This window comes from Streptomyces sp. NBC_01320 (assembly GCF_035974375.1).
Classification (GTDB): Bacteria; Actinomycetota; Actinomycetes; order Streptomycetales; family Streptomycetaceae; genus Streptomyces; species Streptomyces yanii.
The window spans coordinates 386,617-402,951 of sequence record NZ_CP108390.1 but is presented as its reverse complement, the minus strand read 5'-3'; the positions used below and the strand labels follow the sequence as shown (position 1 = coordinate 402,951).

The window sequence follows — 16,335 nt, the reverse complement described above, 5'->3', positions numbered from 1 at the left end:
CCGTTCCTAACCAGTGCGCATGAGTGAGTCCTGGACCCACTGTTGCGTACTGGGCGCATCCCGAACGGTGTTGGATGCGCTGGGTTCCCGCTTTCGCTTCCCGCTCGGCGACGGTCCTCCAGGGGGCCGGTCCGTTGCGGGTGGGCGGGTTCCCTCACGCCCCCGGTCACCTGACCCGGCCTGGACGGTCCGATGCCCCACACGATCACTCCGGTCGCGTGGGGGCGGTGCCGTCCGACGCCGGACCGGGTATCCAAGGGCACGTCGTCCGATCGCGATGCCCGCGGCATCGTGACGAGACATGGTGCGGTGGGGGGTGACCAGCGGCTTCTGCCAGTGCTGACCACCCCACAGGGAGGTGTAGGCGGGATCGACCGCGACAATGCTCAGGCCGTGTTCGGCGGCCATCGACACCAGCCGGGCCTTGAGCTTGCCGGTCGGGATACCGGAGACGAGCTGCCTAAACCGCTTGCGGCGGCCGTGCTTCTCCCGGGTCTTCTCAGGCGCGAAGTCGAGGTCTTCGATGCCGATCGCGGCGACACCGACAGACTTGGCCCAGTTGATCAGGCGGGTCAGCGCGTGACGGATCTGTGCGTCACGGTGACCGGCCGAACCGGACAGGTCGTAGGGGAAACGATGCGGCCCGCCGACCGGGTTGCCGTGCCGGTCGAGCCGGTAGGCGGCGAAGTGGTCGGCGTTGGTGTCGACACCGATCATCCCCCGGGCGCGGGCGGTCTCCAACGGGACGATCCGGACGGCGGGGCGTTGCCAGGATGCGGTGAGGTACCAGCGTCCGCGGTTCACATCGAGGTGGATGCGGTAGGCGACGGCCCGGTGCGCTTCGATGCGGTCGGCCCACTCCGCGCCCCGGTGCGCGAACGCCACGATGGAGGTGAGGGTGTACCGGCCATGCCTGGTGTTGGCCAGGTGCGCGAGCGGGGCTGGCAGTTTGATGCTGACTTCGCCGTCCGGGGTGACGCGGATCGTCTCGTTCCCGAACCGCTTCCCCGACTCACCGTCGGCAGCGATGAACCAGCGTTCCGCCTCCCAGCGTTGTCGCCACTGGTCTTCGGTGAGCTGGGCCTCGGTGAGGTGGTGGCGGGTGTTGAGGAGACGTTTCCCGCCCCGTACCACCCGGACCCGTCCGGCCTGCCAGTCGGCCACAGCAGCAGCATGCCTGGCTTCCAGTGCCGCGAGGCGGCGGGACTTGCGGAACCACTCGCCCTTCGACCGATAACCACCCGCCGCACGCTTGGTGCCCTTCTCCCCGACCGGGAGGGACAGCCGGTGCCGCAGCATCGTGATCCCGGCCGCCAGGTTCTGGATGTGCGCTGCCTGGCAACGGCGTGCGAGCGCCCACTGATCGTGCGTGGCCTTCGTGATGGCCCCCGCGATCCGCGACGACGACACCCCGGTCAGCTCCCGCTTCCGCGACGCCCACGTATCCGCGCTGTGCCCCAGACCATCCGCACAGCGGGCCTTGAGATCACCGGAAGCCAGCGCCCCCTGATGTGCACCGACCGCACGCAGCACCCTCTCGTCCTGGGGCGTGAGGTGTCTGAGGCGGTCCCGGACCGCCACCCCGCAAGGCCCAGGCACCACGAAGGACACGGCCAACTCCCGCAGACCACCCACCACATCACCCCAACCCTCCAGACCGGACACCTACCACCCGACCCAACGAGCAGCAGCCACCAAGGTCACCCATTCGACCCCAGAACCCCCGTTCCCACCCCCACAAATCCACCCACAGGACTCACTCCCGCTCGCTACAACTCACTTCAATGCAGCAAACCGACAGCAGCTCGCAACCCTGGTGATGAGTTGTCGCGCCCGCACCCGTCATACCTACGACGGGACACGACGAGACGGAAGGATGACGTGATGAATGCGGACACGCGGCTGGAGGAGCTGGGCGAGAGCGGTCTGGGCGGGAGCGGTCTGGGCGAGGTCGACGAGCCGGCGTTCTCGGGGCTGGCGGAGCGGCACCGGCGAGAGCTGCACGTGCACTGCTACCGGATGCTCGGGTCGTTCGAGGACGCCGAGGACACCGTGCAGGAGACGTTCCTTCGTGCCTGGCGGCGGCGGGAGACCTTCGAGGGGCGGTCAACGTTCCGGGCCTGGCTGTACCGGATCGCGACCAACGCCTGCCTGGACCTGCTCGCCAAACGCCGCCCGGAGCCCGCGACCGGCGGCGAGGTGCTGTGGCTGCAGCCCTACCCGGACCGGCTGCTCGACGAGCTGCCCGCGGGAGACGCGGACGAGCCGGAGACCGTCGCCGTCGCGCGGGAGACGATCGAGCTGGCGTACCTCGTCGCCGTCCAGCACCTCGCGCCGCGCCCGCGCGCCGTACTCATCCTGCGCGACGTGCTCGGCTGGCCGGCGAAGGACGTCGCGGAGCTCCTCGGCGACTCCGTCAACTCCGTCAACAGCGCGCTGCAGCGGGCCCGCGCCGGCATGCGGGAGCACCTGCCCGCCGAGCGGCAGGACTGGACCGGCGGCGCCGAGGACTCCGGGACGCGCGAGCTGGTACGTCGCTTCACCGACGCCAGCGTGGCCACCGACGTCGACCGGCTCGCCGACATGCTCCGTGACGACGTCCGCTGCTCGATGCCGCCCACGCCGGGCCTGTCCCTGGGCCGCGACGCGGTGGTGACCGGCTGGGTCGAGGACGGCTTCGAGGGCATGCAGGGACTGCGCGGCGTCCCCACGTCGGTGAACCGGCAGCCCGCCGTCGCCTTCTACCTCTGGAACGAGCGCGAGGGCGCCTACCTGCCGTTGACGCTCGACGTCCTGCGCGTCACCGGCGGGGCGATCACCGAGATCGTCATCTTCCACGCCGACCAGTTCCCGCGGCTCGGGCTGCCGGAGCGCCTGCCGGCGGACGGCACGGAGTAGTCCCGATGTGGACGCTCGCGCTGCGCGGTGGCACGCGTGTCGCGGTGGTCGCAGCGGAATGGTGCGACGCGTTCGGCGTCGTCACCCGCGGGCGGGTGCAGCTGGAGCTGCGCGACGGCGAGCCCGGGCCGGTTCTCGGACGCGGCGCCGGGTTCTGGCTCCGCGGCACCGGCGTCCGCGCCCTGCGCAACCCCGGCCGTCGCACGGCGAGGGTGCGCATCGTCACCCCCAAGGCCAGGACCGTCACATGCCAGTCAACACACCCGTACGCCAGTTACCGAATGATGGAGGAACGACATGAACAGCATGAATGACACCGGCGTCGTCGCAGGCCCGGCATCGGGCCGGACCAGCCACACCCACCGACTCCGCAGGCTCGCCGGCACCGGCTTCATTGCCACGCTCGCAGCGATGGTGGCCACCACCCTCGCCGCTGCGCTTGCCCAGGCCGTTGGCGTCGACTTCGAGGTCCCCGATGGTGGCGAGACGATCCCGTTAGCCGGGTTCGCCGTGGTGACCGGCTTCTTCTCGGTCATGGGCATCGTCATTGCCGTCGCTATTCTTCGTTGGAGCGCTCGCCCCGCCAAGCGATTCGTGTGGACGGCAGTGTCGCTGACCGCGATCTCGATGGTCCCGCCCCTCCTCTCCGGGGCAAACACCGCCACCACCGCCCTTCTCGGGCTACACCTCGTCCCTGCGACGGTGATGATCCCCACCCTGGCGCGGAGCCTCCGCACCCGGACCGATTGACGATCCCGCAACGGAACAACACGCGGCGCAAGGACGTGCCGAGCGCACTGATGTCAATCCCCTGGAAACGTAGAGGCCTTCCTTACGCGGCTTGGTCCTTCTGATGGTGCTCGGCGCGTGCTTCGCTGAGGGTGCGTTCGAACTCGATTGGCGGTAGGCCGGCGGCCCCGCTGTGGCGGCGGCGCGGGTTGTAGAAGTCCGTGATCCAGGTGGCGATCTTCAGCCGGGCCTCGGCGCGGGTGGCGAACTGGTTGCGGTGGGTGTACTCGACCTTGATCAGCGAGTTGAACGACTCGGCGGCGGCATTGTCCAGGGCTGATCCCACGCGCCCCATGGACTGCACCACGCCTAGCCTGTCGCACAGGTTGTTGTACGCCTCGCTGGTGACTTGTAGGGCCTCGCGCTCGGCTTCATACGGCGACGCTGCGACCTGCGACTTCTTCCGCTGTCTCACGCCACTTCAACTGTGGGCCGTCTCAACGTCGCTGCCCTTCCTCAGCGACCCCCTCGTGAGCCGACGTCGGTAACGGCGACCGAGCCGAGATCCGTGGAAACGTGGGTCTTGGGTGGGCGTTTCACGGTCGGCCATGCGCGGTCGTCCACCGTCAGGAATGGCTCGCCCAACACGGTCGCCGGAGTTGTACCGGTGAACGCCACGACGTCCCGATGCAGATGGGACTGGTCGTAGTAGCCGCCGTCCGCCGCGACTTGGGCTGCCCCTTCACCCGCGACCAGACGGTGCACGGCATGGTCGAAGCGGACCAGCTTCGCGGCACTTTTCGGTGGAATGCCGATGTGCGAGTGGAACCGGGACCACAGACGCTTGCGGCTCCATCCGAGTTCGGCCGCCAGGTGGTCGACCCGGACGAGGCCCCTGCCGACGACGATCCGGTTCCAGGCCCAGGCCACCGCCGGGTCCACCAGCGACCGCGCCTCAAAACGACGGGCGAGCAACGCGTCCGTGAACGCGAAGCGGCCCTCCCACGAGGGGATTTCGCCCAGTTGCTCGCGAATCCGTGACGCCTCCCTGCCCCACACCTCGTCGAGGGACACCAGGGAACCGGCCAGATCGGCCGGACAGGAGCCCAGAACCGCCCCTGCGACCACTGGGGACAGGCGCACCTGCACGCACTCGACATGTTCGCCCCACGCCCGAACCCCGCCTCCGGAGCCGAACCCGGGCCCGGCGACGAGACTTCCCCGATGTCGCCGCCCACCGCCATCCTCCACGGTGGACGCGCTCGCCCCGAACTCCAGGATCAGCATCACGGCCGGATGCGGAACCACTCGCAGGCCACCAACGAGCGGGCCGGGGACCCGGAACCCGGCCATATCGACACCAGCCACCCGGCTGGGCCGCTGCGGACGTGCGACGTCCCACACAGCGGGATCGTCACGTTCACTCATGGTGGACCCCATCACCAAATGCTACGCGGGCCAAGGAGGGAACATTTATCCAAGCCGCCGGTGTGCACCGGCGGCGACAGTGGACTCATGACCCCTCCCGACAGGCACCCTCATATGACCGGCGACGCCGGCGCCCCTGAGGATTCGATCCTCTGCCTGGAGCACGGCGACATCTACGTTTGCCAGGATGGCCCTCGCGACGCCCCCGTGCTCCTGCTCATCCATGGATCCGCCACCTCGAGCCGTTCGTGGGACGCCCTGGTTCCGCTGCTCACCACGCTCCATCGCGTCATCCGGATCGACCTGCCGGGGCACGGCCGCTCGGCCGAACCGGTCGACGGCGATTACGCGACCCCGGAGCAGGGACGCAGGATCGGCACGGCACTGGACCGGCTCGGCGTCGAGCACGCCATAGTCGTCGGCCACTCCAGCGGTGGCTATGCCGCCACCGCTCTCGCCGAGCAACGCCCCGACCTGGTGACCGCGCTCGCGCTCATCAACACCGGCCCCAGCATGGATGCCTTCATCGCACAGGGGCCCACCGCGTTCCACCCCGCGCAGTGGCCACCGACCGACGAGCAGATCCGCCAGTTCGCGAGCACCGGATTCCGCGTGGGATACCAGGTCCCACAAGAACTCGTCGACGAACTGCGTGGCATGACCTACCGCGCGGTCACCGCAGCAATGCAGGCGTCCACCGCCTATCTGAACCAGCAGGCGCTCCCGGATCGACTGATGGCCCTCGGTAAGCCGCTGCAGGTAATCTTCGGCGACCAAGACCGCAGATGGCGACCCTCCTCCGCGGCCGACTACCGCGTCGTTCCGGGCGCGAAAGTCGAGTTGCTGCCCGGCGCCGGACACACACCCATTCTGGAGGATCCGCAGCAAACCGCCGCACTTCTCGTGTCCTTCGCCGAGTTCCACACCGTTCGAGCGCCCAAGGCCACTTGACGATTTTGCCCAATACGGCAGGTCTGCGAATGATGGCCGCGCCTTGCGAGTCTCAGCTTCATGGCGCATCCGATTCGGATCCGACATCAACTCGGAGAATCCGACGCGAAGATTGAGACCCTGCAACGGGTGTAAATTCTCGCGGCTCGTTGCATGCTCCAGCTCTGTGACCTGGGGATTTTCTAGTTGTCTCACGTTCGCTTCATAAGTGCAGTCGATATGCAGTCAGGCGTGAGACTGTGCAGCGAAGCCTGAGACCCTACATGGCTTGTAGGGTCTCGCGGTTGGTGTCGGAGACCGCCCTCGTGACCTGCTGCTTCTTCCGTTGCCTCACGGCGTGTCGAATATCGGAGCCTCGGCTTCGTGTCGCTTCCTCGGCGGGCTTGTGACCTGGGCTGTCGCGCACCTTCCAAGTCAGCAGCCCGCAGGTCTCCCACCTGTGCGATTGCCAGGCGGTTTGAGGACGAGCGCGGTGTCGGGTCGGAAGTGCGGGCACGCGTCGACGCCGTCGGCGAGGGCCTGGACGCGGGCTGCCGGAACGGAACTCGCGTGGACAAGCCTCCGGGTGTGTGACCCGCTCGATCGCGCCATGCGGCCGATGCGCTTTCCCAGCCAGTCGGACGGGCGGATCAGCGCAGCCCGGCGAAGAGATCGTTCTCGGGTATGGCCGAGCCGGTGGCGTCCTGGACACGTACGAAGGTCTCCATGCCCATCAACTCGCCGAACCTCTCCTTGCCCATCTTGAGGAAGAAGATGTTCTCGCCCTGACTGGCGTGCGCGGCCAACGCGTCGAACTTTTGACAGCTGAACGCGGTGGTGTCCACCCACGTGGTGATCTCATCATCGGGGAGGCCGATCTCGGCCATCGCGGCGGTCTCGGCAGAATCCGGCTCCGGCATGTCCTCATGAAACTCGCGCATGATCTCGCCGAACCGCTGCATCATCGAGCGGGGCATCGTGGTCCAGTACACCTTCGGCGTCAGCGCGGTCATCTCCAGCGCCGCCATCGTGATGCGGTGGGCCTGGATGTGGTCGGGGTGGCCGTAGAAGCCGTTCTCGTCGTAGGTGACGACCACATCAGGTCGGTAGTGCCGCATGAGTTCCGCGAGTCGGGCCGCGCCTTCCTGCACGGGGGTCTGCCAGAAGGATCCGAGGGCGTCGTTGCTCGGCCAGCCCGTCATCCCGGAGTCGGCATAGTCCAGCATCTCCAGATCGCTGACCTTCAGGACGTCACAGCTCGCCTCAAGTTCTTGACGGCGCATCAAGGCGACCGCCGCCGGATCGTGCCCGGGATCGCCCGGCTTGATACCTCCCGGTCCGTCACCGCAACCGCCGTCGGTACACGTCACGAGAACCGTGCGGATGCCTTCCGCCGCGTACCGCGCGAGGACCCCTCCGGTTCCGGTGGCCTCGTCGTCGGGGTGGGCGTGTACTGCCATGAGCGTCAAGGGCCGGTCAGTCATGAAACAGTCCTCCTGCAGAAATACGTCTTGGTCCGAGTGCGCGGCGGGCGTACCGCGATCCTGGGGCCCGGATCCTGGTGGGGCGGACGACCTTGTGGCCTCCGTGTTCCCCGCCCGCGCGGCGCCGGTCCCTCGGTCGATGCAACCGTGCCGGCCGGACCGTCTGTTCCCGGCGCGGCCGCTTGGCCTTCCAGGCGTCGGCGTTTCAACGCGAACGAGGTACAGGCGCGACCTGCATGTCTCAACGCCACGTCGGATCCGACTTCCATCCGGCACCAGCCGTGCGATTCCGATACAAAATTTGAGACCCTACATGACTTGTAGGATCTCGCGGCTCATGTCCCAGGGCATCGTGCTGACCAGTGAGCTCTCCGGCTGTCTCACGTCGTGGCCGACCACTCTTGTCTCAGGACGGGTGGCATTTCCTCAGCGAGAGCGGCGGGTAGAGCTCGTGCCTGGGCCTACTCAGTTGTCAAACCAGACAACGAGTCGCACGTTGTCATCGCCGTGCTGCGATGCGAGCGCCTCCATGACCGTCCAGACCGGTTTCCACTCGCCGGTCTCCGGGACGGCATCTCGACGGCGGAGTTTCTCGGATCTGTAGAGAGTGTCGCCGATGAGCCATTCGCTCCCCTCGGGCCACTCTTGAGCCTCGTCCGGCACTTGTGCAGGAAGGCCGACGGCTTGCGCGAAGCGAGAGTTCCAGGCGGACTTCCCCGTCAACCTGAACCCATCCGGAGTCTGCCGGTATTGGTGGAGTCGGCTGTCGGCCTTCTCAGCTGGCTCGCCCCAATCGACCTCCTTGATCTCGGCCCAGGTGATCCAGGTGGTGCCGTATGCCTGGTCCGGCCACTGGGCAAGTTGATCGAGTTCGGCACGAACAGTCTCCGACGCATCGACTGGGATTCCTCGGTCTGCGGCCAGCGGTCGGAAGTTCGCGTAGTTGCGGACTCCGAAGAGGCAGCCAAACGCGTCGTAGTTCCGGGTGATGTTGAGGAAGAAGAGGTCGATGGCGGCTCGCCAAACCGAGTCCTCGTCCTCCTCGTGGAGGTGCCATGCTCGGCACTCGACAAAACCGCTGATGTCCGTCCCCATGACAGAGATTCTGCAACCGCCGTCAATCGATTTTGGGGTGGTGACCTGTCGATGCCAGCCGGAGAGCCCGAATAGCAGTGGCGACCTCGTCTCCGAAGGTAGTCAGTTTCATGGCTCGGCCGCGTTCAGCCCGCTCAAGCAGAGGCTGCCCCAGGTCTCGTTCCAACCGGTTGATCTGGATCACCAGGGTCGGTTGGTTGATACCGAGGGCTTGCGCTGCCTCGCGCATCGTGGGGTGTGGAGCTGGCGTCGGTTGAGTGTGTATAAGTGTGCGTGACCTGACTCTAGTTGCGTTATGATCTTCGTGTGAATCTGACTGAGTGGGCACGAGCGCAGGGGGTGAGCCCCCACACTGCGTACCGCTGGTTTAAGAACGGGACGCTTCCCGTGCCTGCTCGGCGTGTTGGGCCGCGCACGATCCTGGTCAACGTCGATGCAGCCACCACGCCGGAGGCCATCGGCGGCCTGGGTTTGTATGCCCGCGTCTCCTCGCACGATCAGAAGAGCGACCTGGAACGTCAGGTAGCCCGCCTGTCGGAGTGGGCGGCCAAGGCCGGTCACCGGGTGGTCCGCGTGGAGGAGGAGATCGCATCTGGGATGAACGGCGCCCGCTCCAAGGCGAAACGGCTGCTGGCCGACCCCTGCGTGACCACGGTCGTGGTCGAGCACAAAGACCGTCTCGGGCGCATGAACGTCGAACTCGTCGAAGCCGCTCTGTCCGCGCATGGTCGGCGCCTCGTCGTCCTGGACGACGGCGAGGTCGAGGACGATCTGGTGCGCGATGTGGTGGAGGTGCTGACGTCGTTCTGCGCCCGCCTGTACGGGCGCCGCTCGGCGAAGAACCGTGCCCGTAAGGCCCTGGAGGCCGCGCAGCATGGCTGACCAGCACAGGCCGCTCAGGCAGATCGCCCGGCCGTTCGTCGCCGACGGGCCCACGGGTGTGAGCATCCGGGACCGCCTCAAGGGCCTGACCGGCGAGGACGAGAAGGTCTTGCGGCTGGTCGGCGAGCACATGGGTTGCCTGGCGTCCCGGGATCTTTCCCGTAGGTGCCGGGACGGCCTGGAGCATTCCACGGACACGTGGGCGGCACGCAAGCGGGACATGACCGCCGAGTCGTCGTCACGGTGGGCCGGTTCGGTCACCTCCAACACGCATGACCAGTGGGGCCTGTCCCGTCGCGCCCAGCATCAGCACCTTGTCTCTCTGGATGCCGGTATCCGCACGATCCGGCACCGGCTGTCGCTGCCGGTTGGAGAGAAGGGCGGCCGGGGCAAGCCTGGCGGCTACCGCTCCAAGCACGAGTGGTTCCAAAAGACGCGCCGCCTGGCGATCCTCGAAGGCCGGTACGAGCAAGTCCGCGCCGAACGGGAAGTCGGGAAGGTCTCCGTGGTGCGGGGCAGTCGTCGGCTGGTCAAGCAGCGGCACAACCTTGCCGCAGCAGGCAAGACGCCCCAGCGGTGGCGGGCTGAGTGGGAGACATCCCGCTGGTTCCTGACCGCTGACGGCGAGTCCGGCAAACGCTTCGGCAACGAGACGATCCGCGTCACCCCCGAGGGCGAGATCAGTATCAAACTCCCGGTCCCGCTCGCCGGCCTGGCCAACAGCAAGCACGGCCGGTACGTGCTGACCGCGAAGGTCACCTTCCCGCACCGGGGCGAAGAGTGGCGCGACCGCATCGAAACGAACCGGGCCGTGGCCTACCGCATCCATCTCAACGCGTCCTCGGGGCGCTGGTACCTCGATGCGTCCTGGACCCGCAGGGACTTGCCCATCGTCCCTCTCAGCACGCTGCGGGCCGGTGGCGTGATCGGCGTCGACACGAACGCGGATCACCTGGCCGCCTGGCTGCTGGACAAGTACGGCAACCCGGTGGGTGCACCCCGCCGCTTCGGCTACGACCTGTCCGGCACTGCCAGCCACCGCGACGCGCAGCTCCGCCACGCCCTCACCCGCCTCCTCCACTGGGCGCGGAACGTCGGCGTCAAGGTCATCGCCATCGAAGACCTCGACTTCACCGACTCCAAAACGCGGGAGAAGCACGGCCGGAAGAAGAAGTTCCGGCAGCTCATCTCCGGCATCCCCACCGGAAAGCTCCGCGCACGCCTGCTGAGCATGTGCGCCGAAGCCGGCATTGGCGTGATAGCTGTCGATCCCGCCTACACCTCCAAGTGGGGCGCCGAGCACTGGCAAAAGCCCCTCTCCACACCTCGACGCCCCGCTGCACGGCACTACGCCGCAGCGGTGGCGATTGGACGACGCTCCCTCGGTCACCGGATCAGGCGACGGACGGCACCGCCCCCACACCACCAGAGCGATGGTGCGGGGCATCGGACCGTCCAGGCTCGACCCAGCGGCCGAAGGAGCGAGGAACACCGCCCCCACCTACCCGGACCACGGACACGATCCGATGGCACTGAATGCGGAGCGAACGCGGTGGACCAGAACCCCCAAGACCGTTCGGGGCGTTCGGCTGAGCATGTGCAACTCATGCTCAGTCTTTAGGAACGGTAGGACGATGCGGTCGCGAAGCGGTCGAGTCGCTGCCAGGCATAGGGACTGGTGAGGGCCTTTCCCAGGATGGTTGGGTCTTGGCTGCCTGCTCGACGACGCGGAGTGCGATGTTGTGGCTTACTCCGCCGCGGGGCCGGAGGGGGATGTTGTGGGTGTGGGCCCAGCGGGCCATGTTCGCGGTGCTCATGCCGGTTTCGCGGGCGAGGTCCGGCAGAGTTCGGCTTCGTCGGTGTCTCACTTCCGCGGGAAGCTGACGCTCGCCGTCTTTCGGAGGATCCGGGCGTCTGTCTCTCGGTTGGTGGGCGTCGACGTCGCGCCTCCAAGTGCCTCCCTGTGGTACGGGGTCGGCGGTGTGACGTCGGCAGCCGCGTTGGCTCCATGGTGAAGCCAGGGGGCCTCGCGTGAGCCGAGCCGAAGATGTGAAAGGAGCGCGTGGTGATGTTTCGGGGGTATCCGGGCCGGAACCGTAAGTGCTCAGGACGGAGGTGCTCCTCGGCGCTGGTGTGGTCGCGGCTCATGACTCCTCCACGTCCGGGATGGGTGAGATCGTTGCACCAGCCGACAGCAATCTCTGCGCCAGCGCGCGACAGCGCCTTCCGAGCTCCGGAGGGTCGAGTATCTCGAAGGCGTGTCCCAGCAGGAGTACGTGCATGAGCACGGCGTCGAGGCTGGCGGCGCCACTGAGCACCTCGCAGAACTCGCTCCCGCGCTGTCGTACGACGGCCGCCGACGCCGGAATCTGGGTGCGCACCGTGTCGGCCGACGCGTGCACGAGGAAGCGCGCCTGGTGTGGGTAGACCCGGCTCGCCACACCCTCCTGCACGTACGTTGCCGCGTCGGGCGCCGCGCGCGGGCAAAAGCGCCAGGTCCGTGCGGACGCGTCGGTCATCCGGTCGACGCGGAAGCTGCGCCAGTCGTCGCGATCGAGGTCGTAGGCGAGGAGGTACCAGCGCCGGTCGGAGGCGACCAGGCGGTAGGGCTCGACCCGCCGCCGTCGCACATCGCCCCCGGACGGGTAGTCGAAGCCGGCTTCAACCTCGTCGCGGCAGGCTCTGGCCAGCGTCATGAGCATCTCGGGGTCGACTGGCGTGCGGCCTCCGCCAAAGGACTCCACCGAGCCGGAGAGCGCGCGCACCTCGTGCCGCAACCGGGTCGGCAGCACCTGGTCGAGCTTGGTCAGTGCCCGGAGCGCGGCATCGCCGGCGCCGGTGACCGCGCCGCCCGCGCCGGCGAGCAGCGAGACCGCGGTGGCGATCGCCTCCTCGTCGTCGAGAAGCAGCGGCGGCAGGTCCTGCCCCGGCCCGAGCCGGTAGCCGCCGCCGACACCCTGGCTGGCATGCACTGGATAGCCGAGCGTGCGCAGCCGCTCGACATCACGCCGTACCGTGCGCGGCGTGACCCCGAGCCGGTCGGCGAGCTCGGGGCCGGTCCAGACTTGGCGCTGCTGCAGCAGCCCGAGCAGGGTGAGCACCCGCTCCGTCGTACCCCGCTCGTCGCCGCTTGACACGTCCATGTTGCCCACCCTGCCAGAAATAGCGGACCGATCCTGTCCGCCAGAGGTGTCACGGTGGCTCCATGGATGCAGACGAGATCGACTGGAACCGGACGCTGCGCGAGCAGTGGGAGTTCCACTGGAAACATCAACTCCGAGCCCGGCTTGAGGGCCTCACCGACGACGAGTACTTCTGGTCGCCGGTGCCGGACGCCTGGAGCGTGCGGCCGCGCGGCAGCTCGACGGCGCCCGTGCAGCTCGGTGCCGGGGACTTCGCGATGGACTACGCATCCCCCCAGCCGGTCCCCTCGGCCTTCACCACGATCGCGTGGCGGCTCGGTCACGTCCTCGTCGGCGTGCTTGCCGCGCGCAACGCGGGAGACTTCGGCGCGCCGGCGGCGTCGTACGAGACCTGGGAGTACGCCGGCAGCGCGGCCACCGCGCTCGACCAGCTCGAGACCCAGTTCGACATCTGGCTGGCTGGGGTGGGCGGCCTCGGCGACGCCGGGCTCCGGGCCCCGATCGGTGAGAAGGAGCCCTTCCCCGAGATGCCCATGGCCGAACTGGTGCTGCACATCCACCGCGAGCTGATCCACCACCTGTCCGAGGTCTGCCTGCTGCGCGACCTCTACCTGCACACGAAACCCGCTACGAACGGAGCAACCCGATGAGCCGCCACATCCAGGTCACCTTTGACGCCCACGACCCGCGGGCGCTGTCGTCCTTCTGGCGCGACGTACTGGGCTACCTCCACCCCGGCCCGCCCGGAGTCGACCTGCCCGAGGGCGCCGACCCGCTGGCCGCGTGGGACGACTTCCTCGCGCGGATCGGCGTACCTGAGGAGCAGCGCAACACGAGATCGGCCATCGAGGACCCGGACGGTCACGGCCCACGGCTGTTCTTCCAGCAGGTGCCGGAGGACAAGGTCGCCAAGAACCGCGTCCACCTGGACGTCCGCGCGGCTCCCGGACTGCAGGGAGAGGAGCGGATGGCGGCGCTGGAGGTCGAGTGCAACCGGATCGTCGCGCTGGGAGCGACGCGGGTACGTCGCCACGAGCCCGCTCCCCCGATGAGCGCCGGCTTCATCGTGATGACCGACCCGGAGGGCAACGAGTTCTGCCTGGACTGACGCAGCTCAGCTGTAGTCGCGGAGCCGCGGCCGGTCTTGACCGCTGCACCGATGTTTCCCGAGGCCGATCAAGGCCGCAGTCATGCTGGCCGACGCCCCGGCGGACACCCGGTAGGCCGCCGGCCCTGAGCCTGCCGCGACATCAGCGCCGGGGTAAGGGGATGACGCCCATGGCGTTGTCCCCCTGCCCTTGATCAGGGCCCGGAGCGGGGAACGTCGGCGTGCGAGACCTCGCGGTGGTGTGTCAGTCCTGCGTCCAGGCCGGGACCGTACTGGGTGCCACGGCGGTCAGCTCGGTAATCCGCGCGAAGGCTGGACCGGGCCAGCGATGGCCGGTGGCACCGGTGCCCACTGCTCCAGCTCGCCCGGCAGCATCTTCAGCAGCGTGCGTCGGCGGGTCTGCTGTCCCGCGAGGGGTCAGTCGGGCAAGGGCACGCGGATGACAGGGTCGAAGGGGCGCTTGTTGAAACCGGTCCGCAGATTGCGGCAGCCCGGAGCCTTGCACATGAAGAACTCCTCGACGGTCTTCCGGCCCGTGCGGTTCTTGAGCCAGACTTTCTCCGTGGCATTGAGGCGACGGTGCTGTTCGTCAGATTCGCAGGTGTAGCAGTACATCGTGTCGGCTGGCACGACACCCCCTGAAACGGGCGGATAGGTGAACTACAAGCATATGAGGAGATGTTGGGCAACGGGCAGTGCGCAACAGGACAACTCGATCTGCTGGTAACTGGCCCGCTTCGCGATGTCGGCTATGGGTATTGCCCACCCGCTGTACCGCCCGGTCTCTCCGCCCGCTACGGCCGACCACTGCCGGACTCCTCAGCACTGCGGGTGCCGATAGATCATCCGTGCAGGTGGCAGTCTTGAGCGCCGATCTCGGGGCGGCACTCGCTGCTCGTCCCGCGGTTTTCGCGGGACAGGTGCCGGGCGGCATCATGATCTGTCGTGCTGCTGCGCCTGGCATGCCTCGCCGTGACCAACACCTTCGCGTTCCTGCGCCTGCTGCCGATGAGCGATCGGGACAAAGACATCGAGATCCTCGCGCTGCGGCACCAACTGCTGGTCCTGCAGCGCCAGGTCGGCCGGCCCAGGTTCACCGACACCGACCACGCGGTCCTCGTCGGCCTGCTCCACCACCTCCCCATGGACAAGCTGCGGCACCTCCTGTTGCTGGTACACCCGGACACGATCGCGCGCCGGCACCGCAACCTGCTCAAGCGACGCCACGCCGTGACCTGCGCGCCCAAGTGCTGTGGGCGCCCGCCCACTGTCCGCTCGATCCGCGCCCTCGTGCCGCGCCTGGCCCACGAGAACCCCTCGTGGGGACACCGCCGCATCCACGGCGAGCTCCCGGCTCTCGGCATCAAGGCCGCCGCCTCCACGGTCTGGGAGACCCTCCGCGAGCACGGCATCCCGCCCGCGCCCGAACGGCAGAGCACGACCTGGGCCGACTTCCCGCGCAGCCAGGCCGACGCGCTGCTCGCCCTGGGAGCCTGGCACCCCGAACACCTTGTATGTCTGGAATGCCTGGGAGGTGGGGCCCGCGTTTGCCCAGGTGATGACGATCCTGGTAGACGACCTGGGAGCTTGGCAGGTGATCCGGCGGAACCTCACGGCCCGTGATCAGCGGCAGCGTCAGCATGAAGAGTCAGCAGTGGCAGCGTCCCCGGTCCGGCTCCCCGTGCGAGCCGCCCTCTACAGTTCATCGGCGAAGGCCCCGGCCAACTCACGCCATTCGGCCCGCGGCAGGCCGGCGCCGCCCTCGTCGGCGGTGAGTACCTGGAGCGCGACGTGGTCGGCGCCGGCGTCGAGGTACTCCCGCGTCCGGGCCTTCACGCGCTCGGCGTCGCCCAGGGCGAAGAGGGCGTCGAGGAGACGGACGCTGCCGCCGCCCTCGAAGTCGCTCTCCGCGAACCCCAGGCGCAGCAGGTTGTCGGTGTAGTTGGGCAGCCGGAGGTACATTCCCAGCATGTTCCGCGCAGTGGTGCGGGCCCGGTCGAGGTCGGTGTCGAGCACTACCGACAGCTCCGGGGCGAGCAGCGCGTCGGGGCCGAGCGCCTCGCGTGCCTCCACAGTGTGCTCGGTGGTGACGAGATAGGGGTGTGCGCCCAGCGCCCGGCCGGTCGCGAGCTTCAGCATCTTCGGGCCGAGCGCCGCCAGGACCCGACGTCCGGAATCCACGGGCGGGGTGGCGGCGTCGAGTGCGTCGAGGTAGGCGACCATTGCGCTGTACGGCTTCGCGTACTGCGGCACCATCGGGCCATGGCTGACGCCCAGGCCGAGGACGAATCGCCCGGGCGTGCTCGCGTCGATCGCCGCGATCCGCGCCGCCACCTCCTCGGCGGTGTGGTCCCAGATGCTCAGGATGCCGGTGGCCACAGTGACTGTGCGGGTGGCGGCGACGACAGCCGCGGCGTCGTCGGGCGAGGGACTGCCCCCGATCCAGAGAGTGCCGTACCCCAGCTCTTCGAGCTCGGCGACCGCCTCCGCGATCGCCCCCTTGCCCGCGTCGTCCGCCCGCGCCCCGTGCAGGGCACTGCTCCAGATGCCGACCCGTCCGAATGCCTCGCGCGTCTCAGAAGTCATGGTGTGATCAACAGCGACCCGTGCCCGCTATTCCCGGCTGGGCGGGGACTCA

17 protein-coding genes and 1 pseudogene are annotated in these 16,335 nt (G+C 68.2%); 9 read left to right on the top strand and 9 right to left on the bottom strand.

Annotation, left to right across the window (positions count from 1 at the left end; translation table 11 throughout):
• Nucleotides 1-6: 6 nt before the first annotated feature.
• Nucleotides 7-1,635, bottom strand: coding sequence for a transposase (locus tag OG395_RS02130; RefSeq protein ID WP_327249231.1), 1,629 nt, complete (start codon nucleotides 1,633-1,635; stop codon nucleotides 7-9).
• Between the two features lie 249 nt (nucleotides 1,636-1,884).
• Between OG395_RS02130 and OG395_RS02125 the strand changes: the two genes are divergently transcribed.
• Genes OG395_RS02125 through OG395_RS02115 form a run of 3 tightly spaced genes read left to right on the top strand, consistent with a single transcriptional unit; the run spans nucleotide 1,885 to nucleotide 3,648 of the window.
• Entirely contained in the window at nucleotides 1,885-2,898 is a 1,014-nt protein-coding gene (locus OG395_RS02125) for an RNA polymerase subunit sigma-70 (protein ID WP_327241333.1), read from the top strand.
• Nucleotides 2,899-2,903: 5 nt separating this feature from the next.
• Complete coding sequence (locus tag OG395_RS02120; RefSeq protein ID WP_327241332.1) at nucleotides 2,904-3,212, top strand: hypothetical protein; 309 nt, start codon at nucleotides 2,904-2,906, stop codon at nucleotides 3,210-3,212.
• Nucleotides 3,196-3,648 (top strand): DUF6069 family protein, encoded by a 453-nt coding sequence (locus tag OG395_RS02115; RefSeq protein ID WP_327241331.1) that lies wholly within the window; start codon nucleotides 3,196-3,198, stop codon nucleotides 3,646-3,648. The genes OG395_RS02120 and OG395_RS02115 overlap by 17 nt, the downstream gene beginning before the upstream one ends.
• A gap of 82 nt (nucleotides 3,649-3,730) precedes the next feature.
• Here OG395_RS02115 and OG395_RS02110 read toward each other — a convergent pair whose 3' ends face one another.
• Together OG395_RS02110 and OG395_RS02105 are read right to left on the bottom strand one after the other, a co-directional pair.
• Complete coding sequence (locus OG395_RS02110; protein WP_327241330.1) at nucleotides 3,731-4,102, bottom strand: integrase core domain-containing protein; 372 nt, start codon at nucleotides 4,100-4,102, stop codon at nucleotides 3,731-3,733.
• A gap of 41 nt (nucleotides 4,103-4,143) precedes the next feature.
• Nucleotides 4,144-4,980 carry an AraC family transcriptional regulator gene (locus tag OG395_RS02105; RefSeq protein WP_327249230.1) on the bottom strand — a complete coding sequence of 279 codons (837 nt, stop codon included), beginning with the start codon at nucleotides 4,978-4,980 and terminating at the stop codon, nucleotides 4,144-4,146.
• A 162-nt stretch (nucleotides 4,981-5,142) separates the two neighbouring features.
• Between OG395_RS02105 and OG395_RS02100 the strand changes: the two genes are divergently transcribed.
• Nucleotides 5,143-6,006, top strand: coding sequence for an alpha/beta fold hydrolase (locus tag OG395_RS02100; RefSeq protein ID WP_327241329.1), 864 nt, complete (start codon nucleotides 5,143-5,145; stop codon nucleotides 6,004-6,006).
• A gap of 629 nt (nucleotides 6,007-6,635) precedes the next feature.
• Here OG395_RS02100 and OG395_RS02095 read toward each other — a convergent pair.
• The 3 genes from OG395_RS02095 to OG395_RS02085 all read right to left on the bottom strand — a co-directional run bounded on the left by OG395_RS02095 (nucleotide 6,636) and on the right by OG395_RS02085 (nucleotide 8,793).
• Nucleotides 6,636-7,469, bottom strand: coding sequence for a PIG-L family deacetylase (locus OG395_RS02095; RefSeq protein WP_327241328.1), 834 nt, complete (start codon nucleotides 7,467-7,469; stop codon nucleotides 6,636-6,638).
• A 465-nt stretch (nucleotides 7,470-7,934) separates the two neighbouring features.
• Nucleotides 7,935-8,564, bottom strand: a complete 630-nt coding sequence (locus OG395_RS02090; protein WP_327241327.1) for a hypothetical protein — start codon at nucleotides 8,562-8,564, stop codon at nucleotides 7,935-7,937.
• Between the two features lie 22 nt (nucleotides 8,565-8,586).
• The gene (locus OG395_RS02085; protein ID WP_327241326.1) at nucleotides 8,587-8,793 is read right to left on the bottom strand and encodes a LysR family transcriptional regulator; all 207 of its coding nucleotides are present in this window, start codon (nucleotides 8,791-8,793) and stop codon (nucleotides 8,587-8,589) included.
• A gap of 77 nt (nucleotides 8,794-8,870) precedes the next feature.
• On the opposite strand from OG395_RS02085, the gene OG395_RS02080 reads away from it, so the two are divergent.
• Entirely contained in the window at nucleotides 8,871-9,446 is a 576-nt protein-coding gene (locus OG395_RS02080) for an IS607 family transposase (protein ID WP_327241325.1), read from the top strand.
• A complete protein-coding gene (locus tag OG395_RS02075) occupies nucleotides 9,439-11,067 on the top strand; it encodes an IS200/IS605 family accessory protein TnpB-related protein (RefSeq protein ID WP_327241324.1) in 1,629 nt (542 codons plus the stop codon). Before OG395_RS02080 ends, OG395_RS02075 begins: the two co-directional genes overlap by 8 nt.
• A gap of 523 nt (nucleotides 11,068-11,590) precedes the next feature.
• Here OG395_RS02075 and OG395_RS02070 read toward each other — a convergent pair.
• The gene (locus tag OG395_RS02070; RefSeq protein ID WP_327241323.1) at nucleotides 11,591-12,589 is read right to left on the bottom strand and encodes a helix-turn-helix transcriptional regulator; all 999 of its coding nucleotides are present in this window, start codon (nucleotides 12,587-12,589) and stop codon (nucleotides 11,591-11,593) included.
• Between the two features lie 62 nt (nucleotides 12,590-12,651).
• Here OG395_RS02070 and OG395_RS02065 point away from each other — a divergent pair, with 62 nt between their 5' ends.
• Together OG395_RS02065 and OG395_RS02060 are read left to right on the top strand one after the other, a co-directional pair.
• Nucleotides 12,652-13,239, top strand: a complete 588-nt coding sequence (locus tag OG395_RS02065) for a DinB family protein (RefSeq protein ID WP_327241322.1) — start codon at nucleotides 12,652-12,654, stop codon at nucleotides 13,237-13,239.
• Nucleotides 13,236-13,697: a VOC family protein gene (locus OG395_RS02060; protein ID WP_327241321.1), complete on the top strand. Its 462-nt coding sequence runs from the start codon at nucleotides 13,236-13,238 to the stop codon at nucleotides 13,695-13,697. The genes OG395_RS02065 and OG395_RS02060 overlap by 4 nt, the downstream gene beginning before the upstream one ends.
• A gap of 417 nt (nucleotides 13,698-14,114) precedes the next feature.
• Here OG395_RS02060 and OG395_RS02055 read toward each other — a convergent pair whose 3' ends face one another.
• Nucleotides 14,115-14,327 (bottom strand): hypothetical protein, encoded by a 213-nt coding sequence (locus OG395_RS02055; protein ID WP_327241320.1) that lies wholly within the window; start codon nucleotides 14,325-14,327, stop codon nucleotides 14,115-14,117.
• A 315-nt stretch (nucleotides 14,328-14,642) separates the two neighbouring features.
• On the opposite strand from OG395_RS02055, the pseudogene OG395_RS02050 reads away from it, so the two are divergent.
• A pseudogene (locus tag OG395_RS02050) lies at nucleotides 14,643-15,182 on the top strand (integrase); the annotation flags it as partial.
• 210 nt (nucleotides 15,183-15,392) lie between these two features.
• On the opposite strand, the gene OG395_RS02045 reads toward OG395_RS02050, so the two are convergent.
• Nucleotides 15,393-16,283 (bottom strand): TIGR03620 family F420-dependent LLM class oxidoreductase, encoded by an 891-nt coding sequence (locus OG395_RS02045; RefSeq protein WP_327241319.1) that lies wholly within the window; start codon nucleotides 16,281-16,283, stop codon nucleotides 15,393-15,395.
• Nucleotides 16,284-16,335 lie beyond the last annotated feature (52 nt).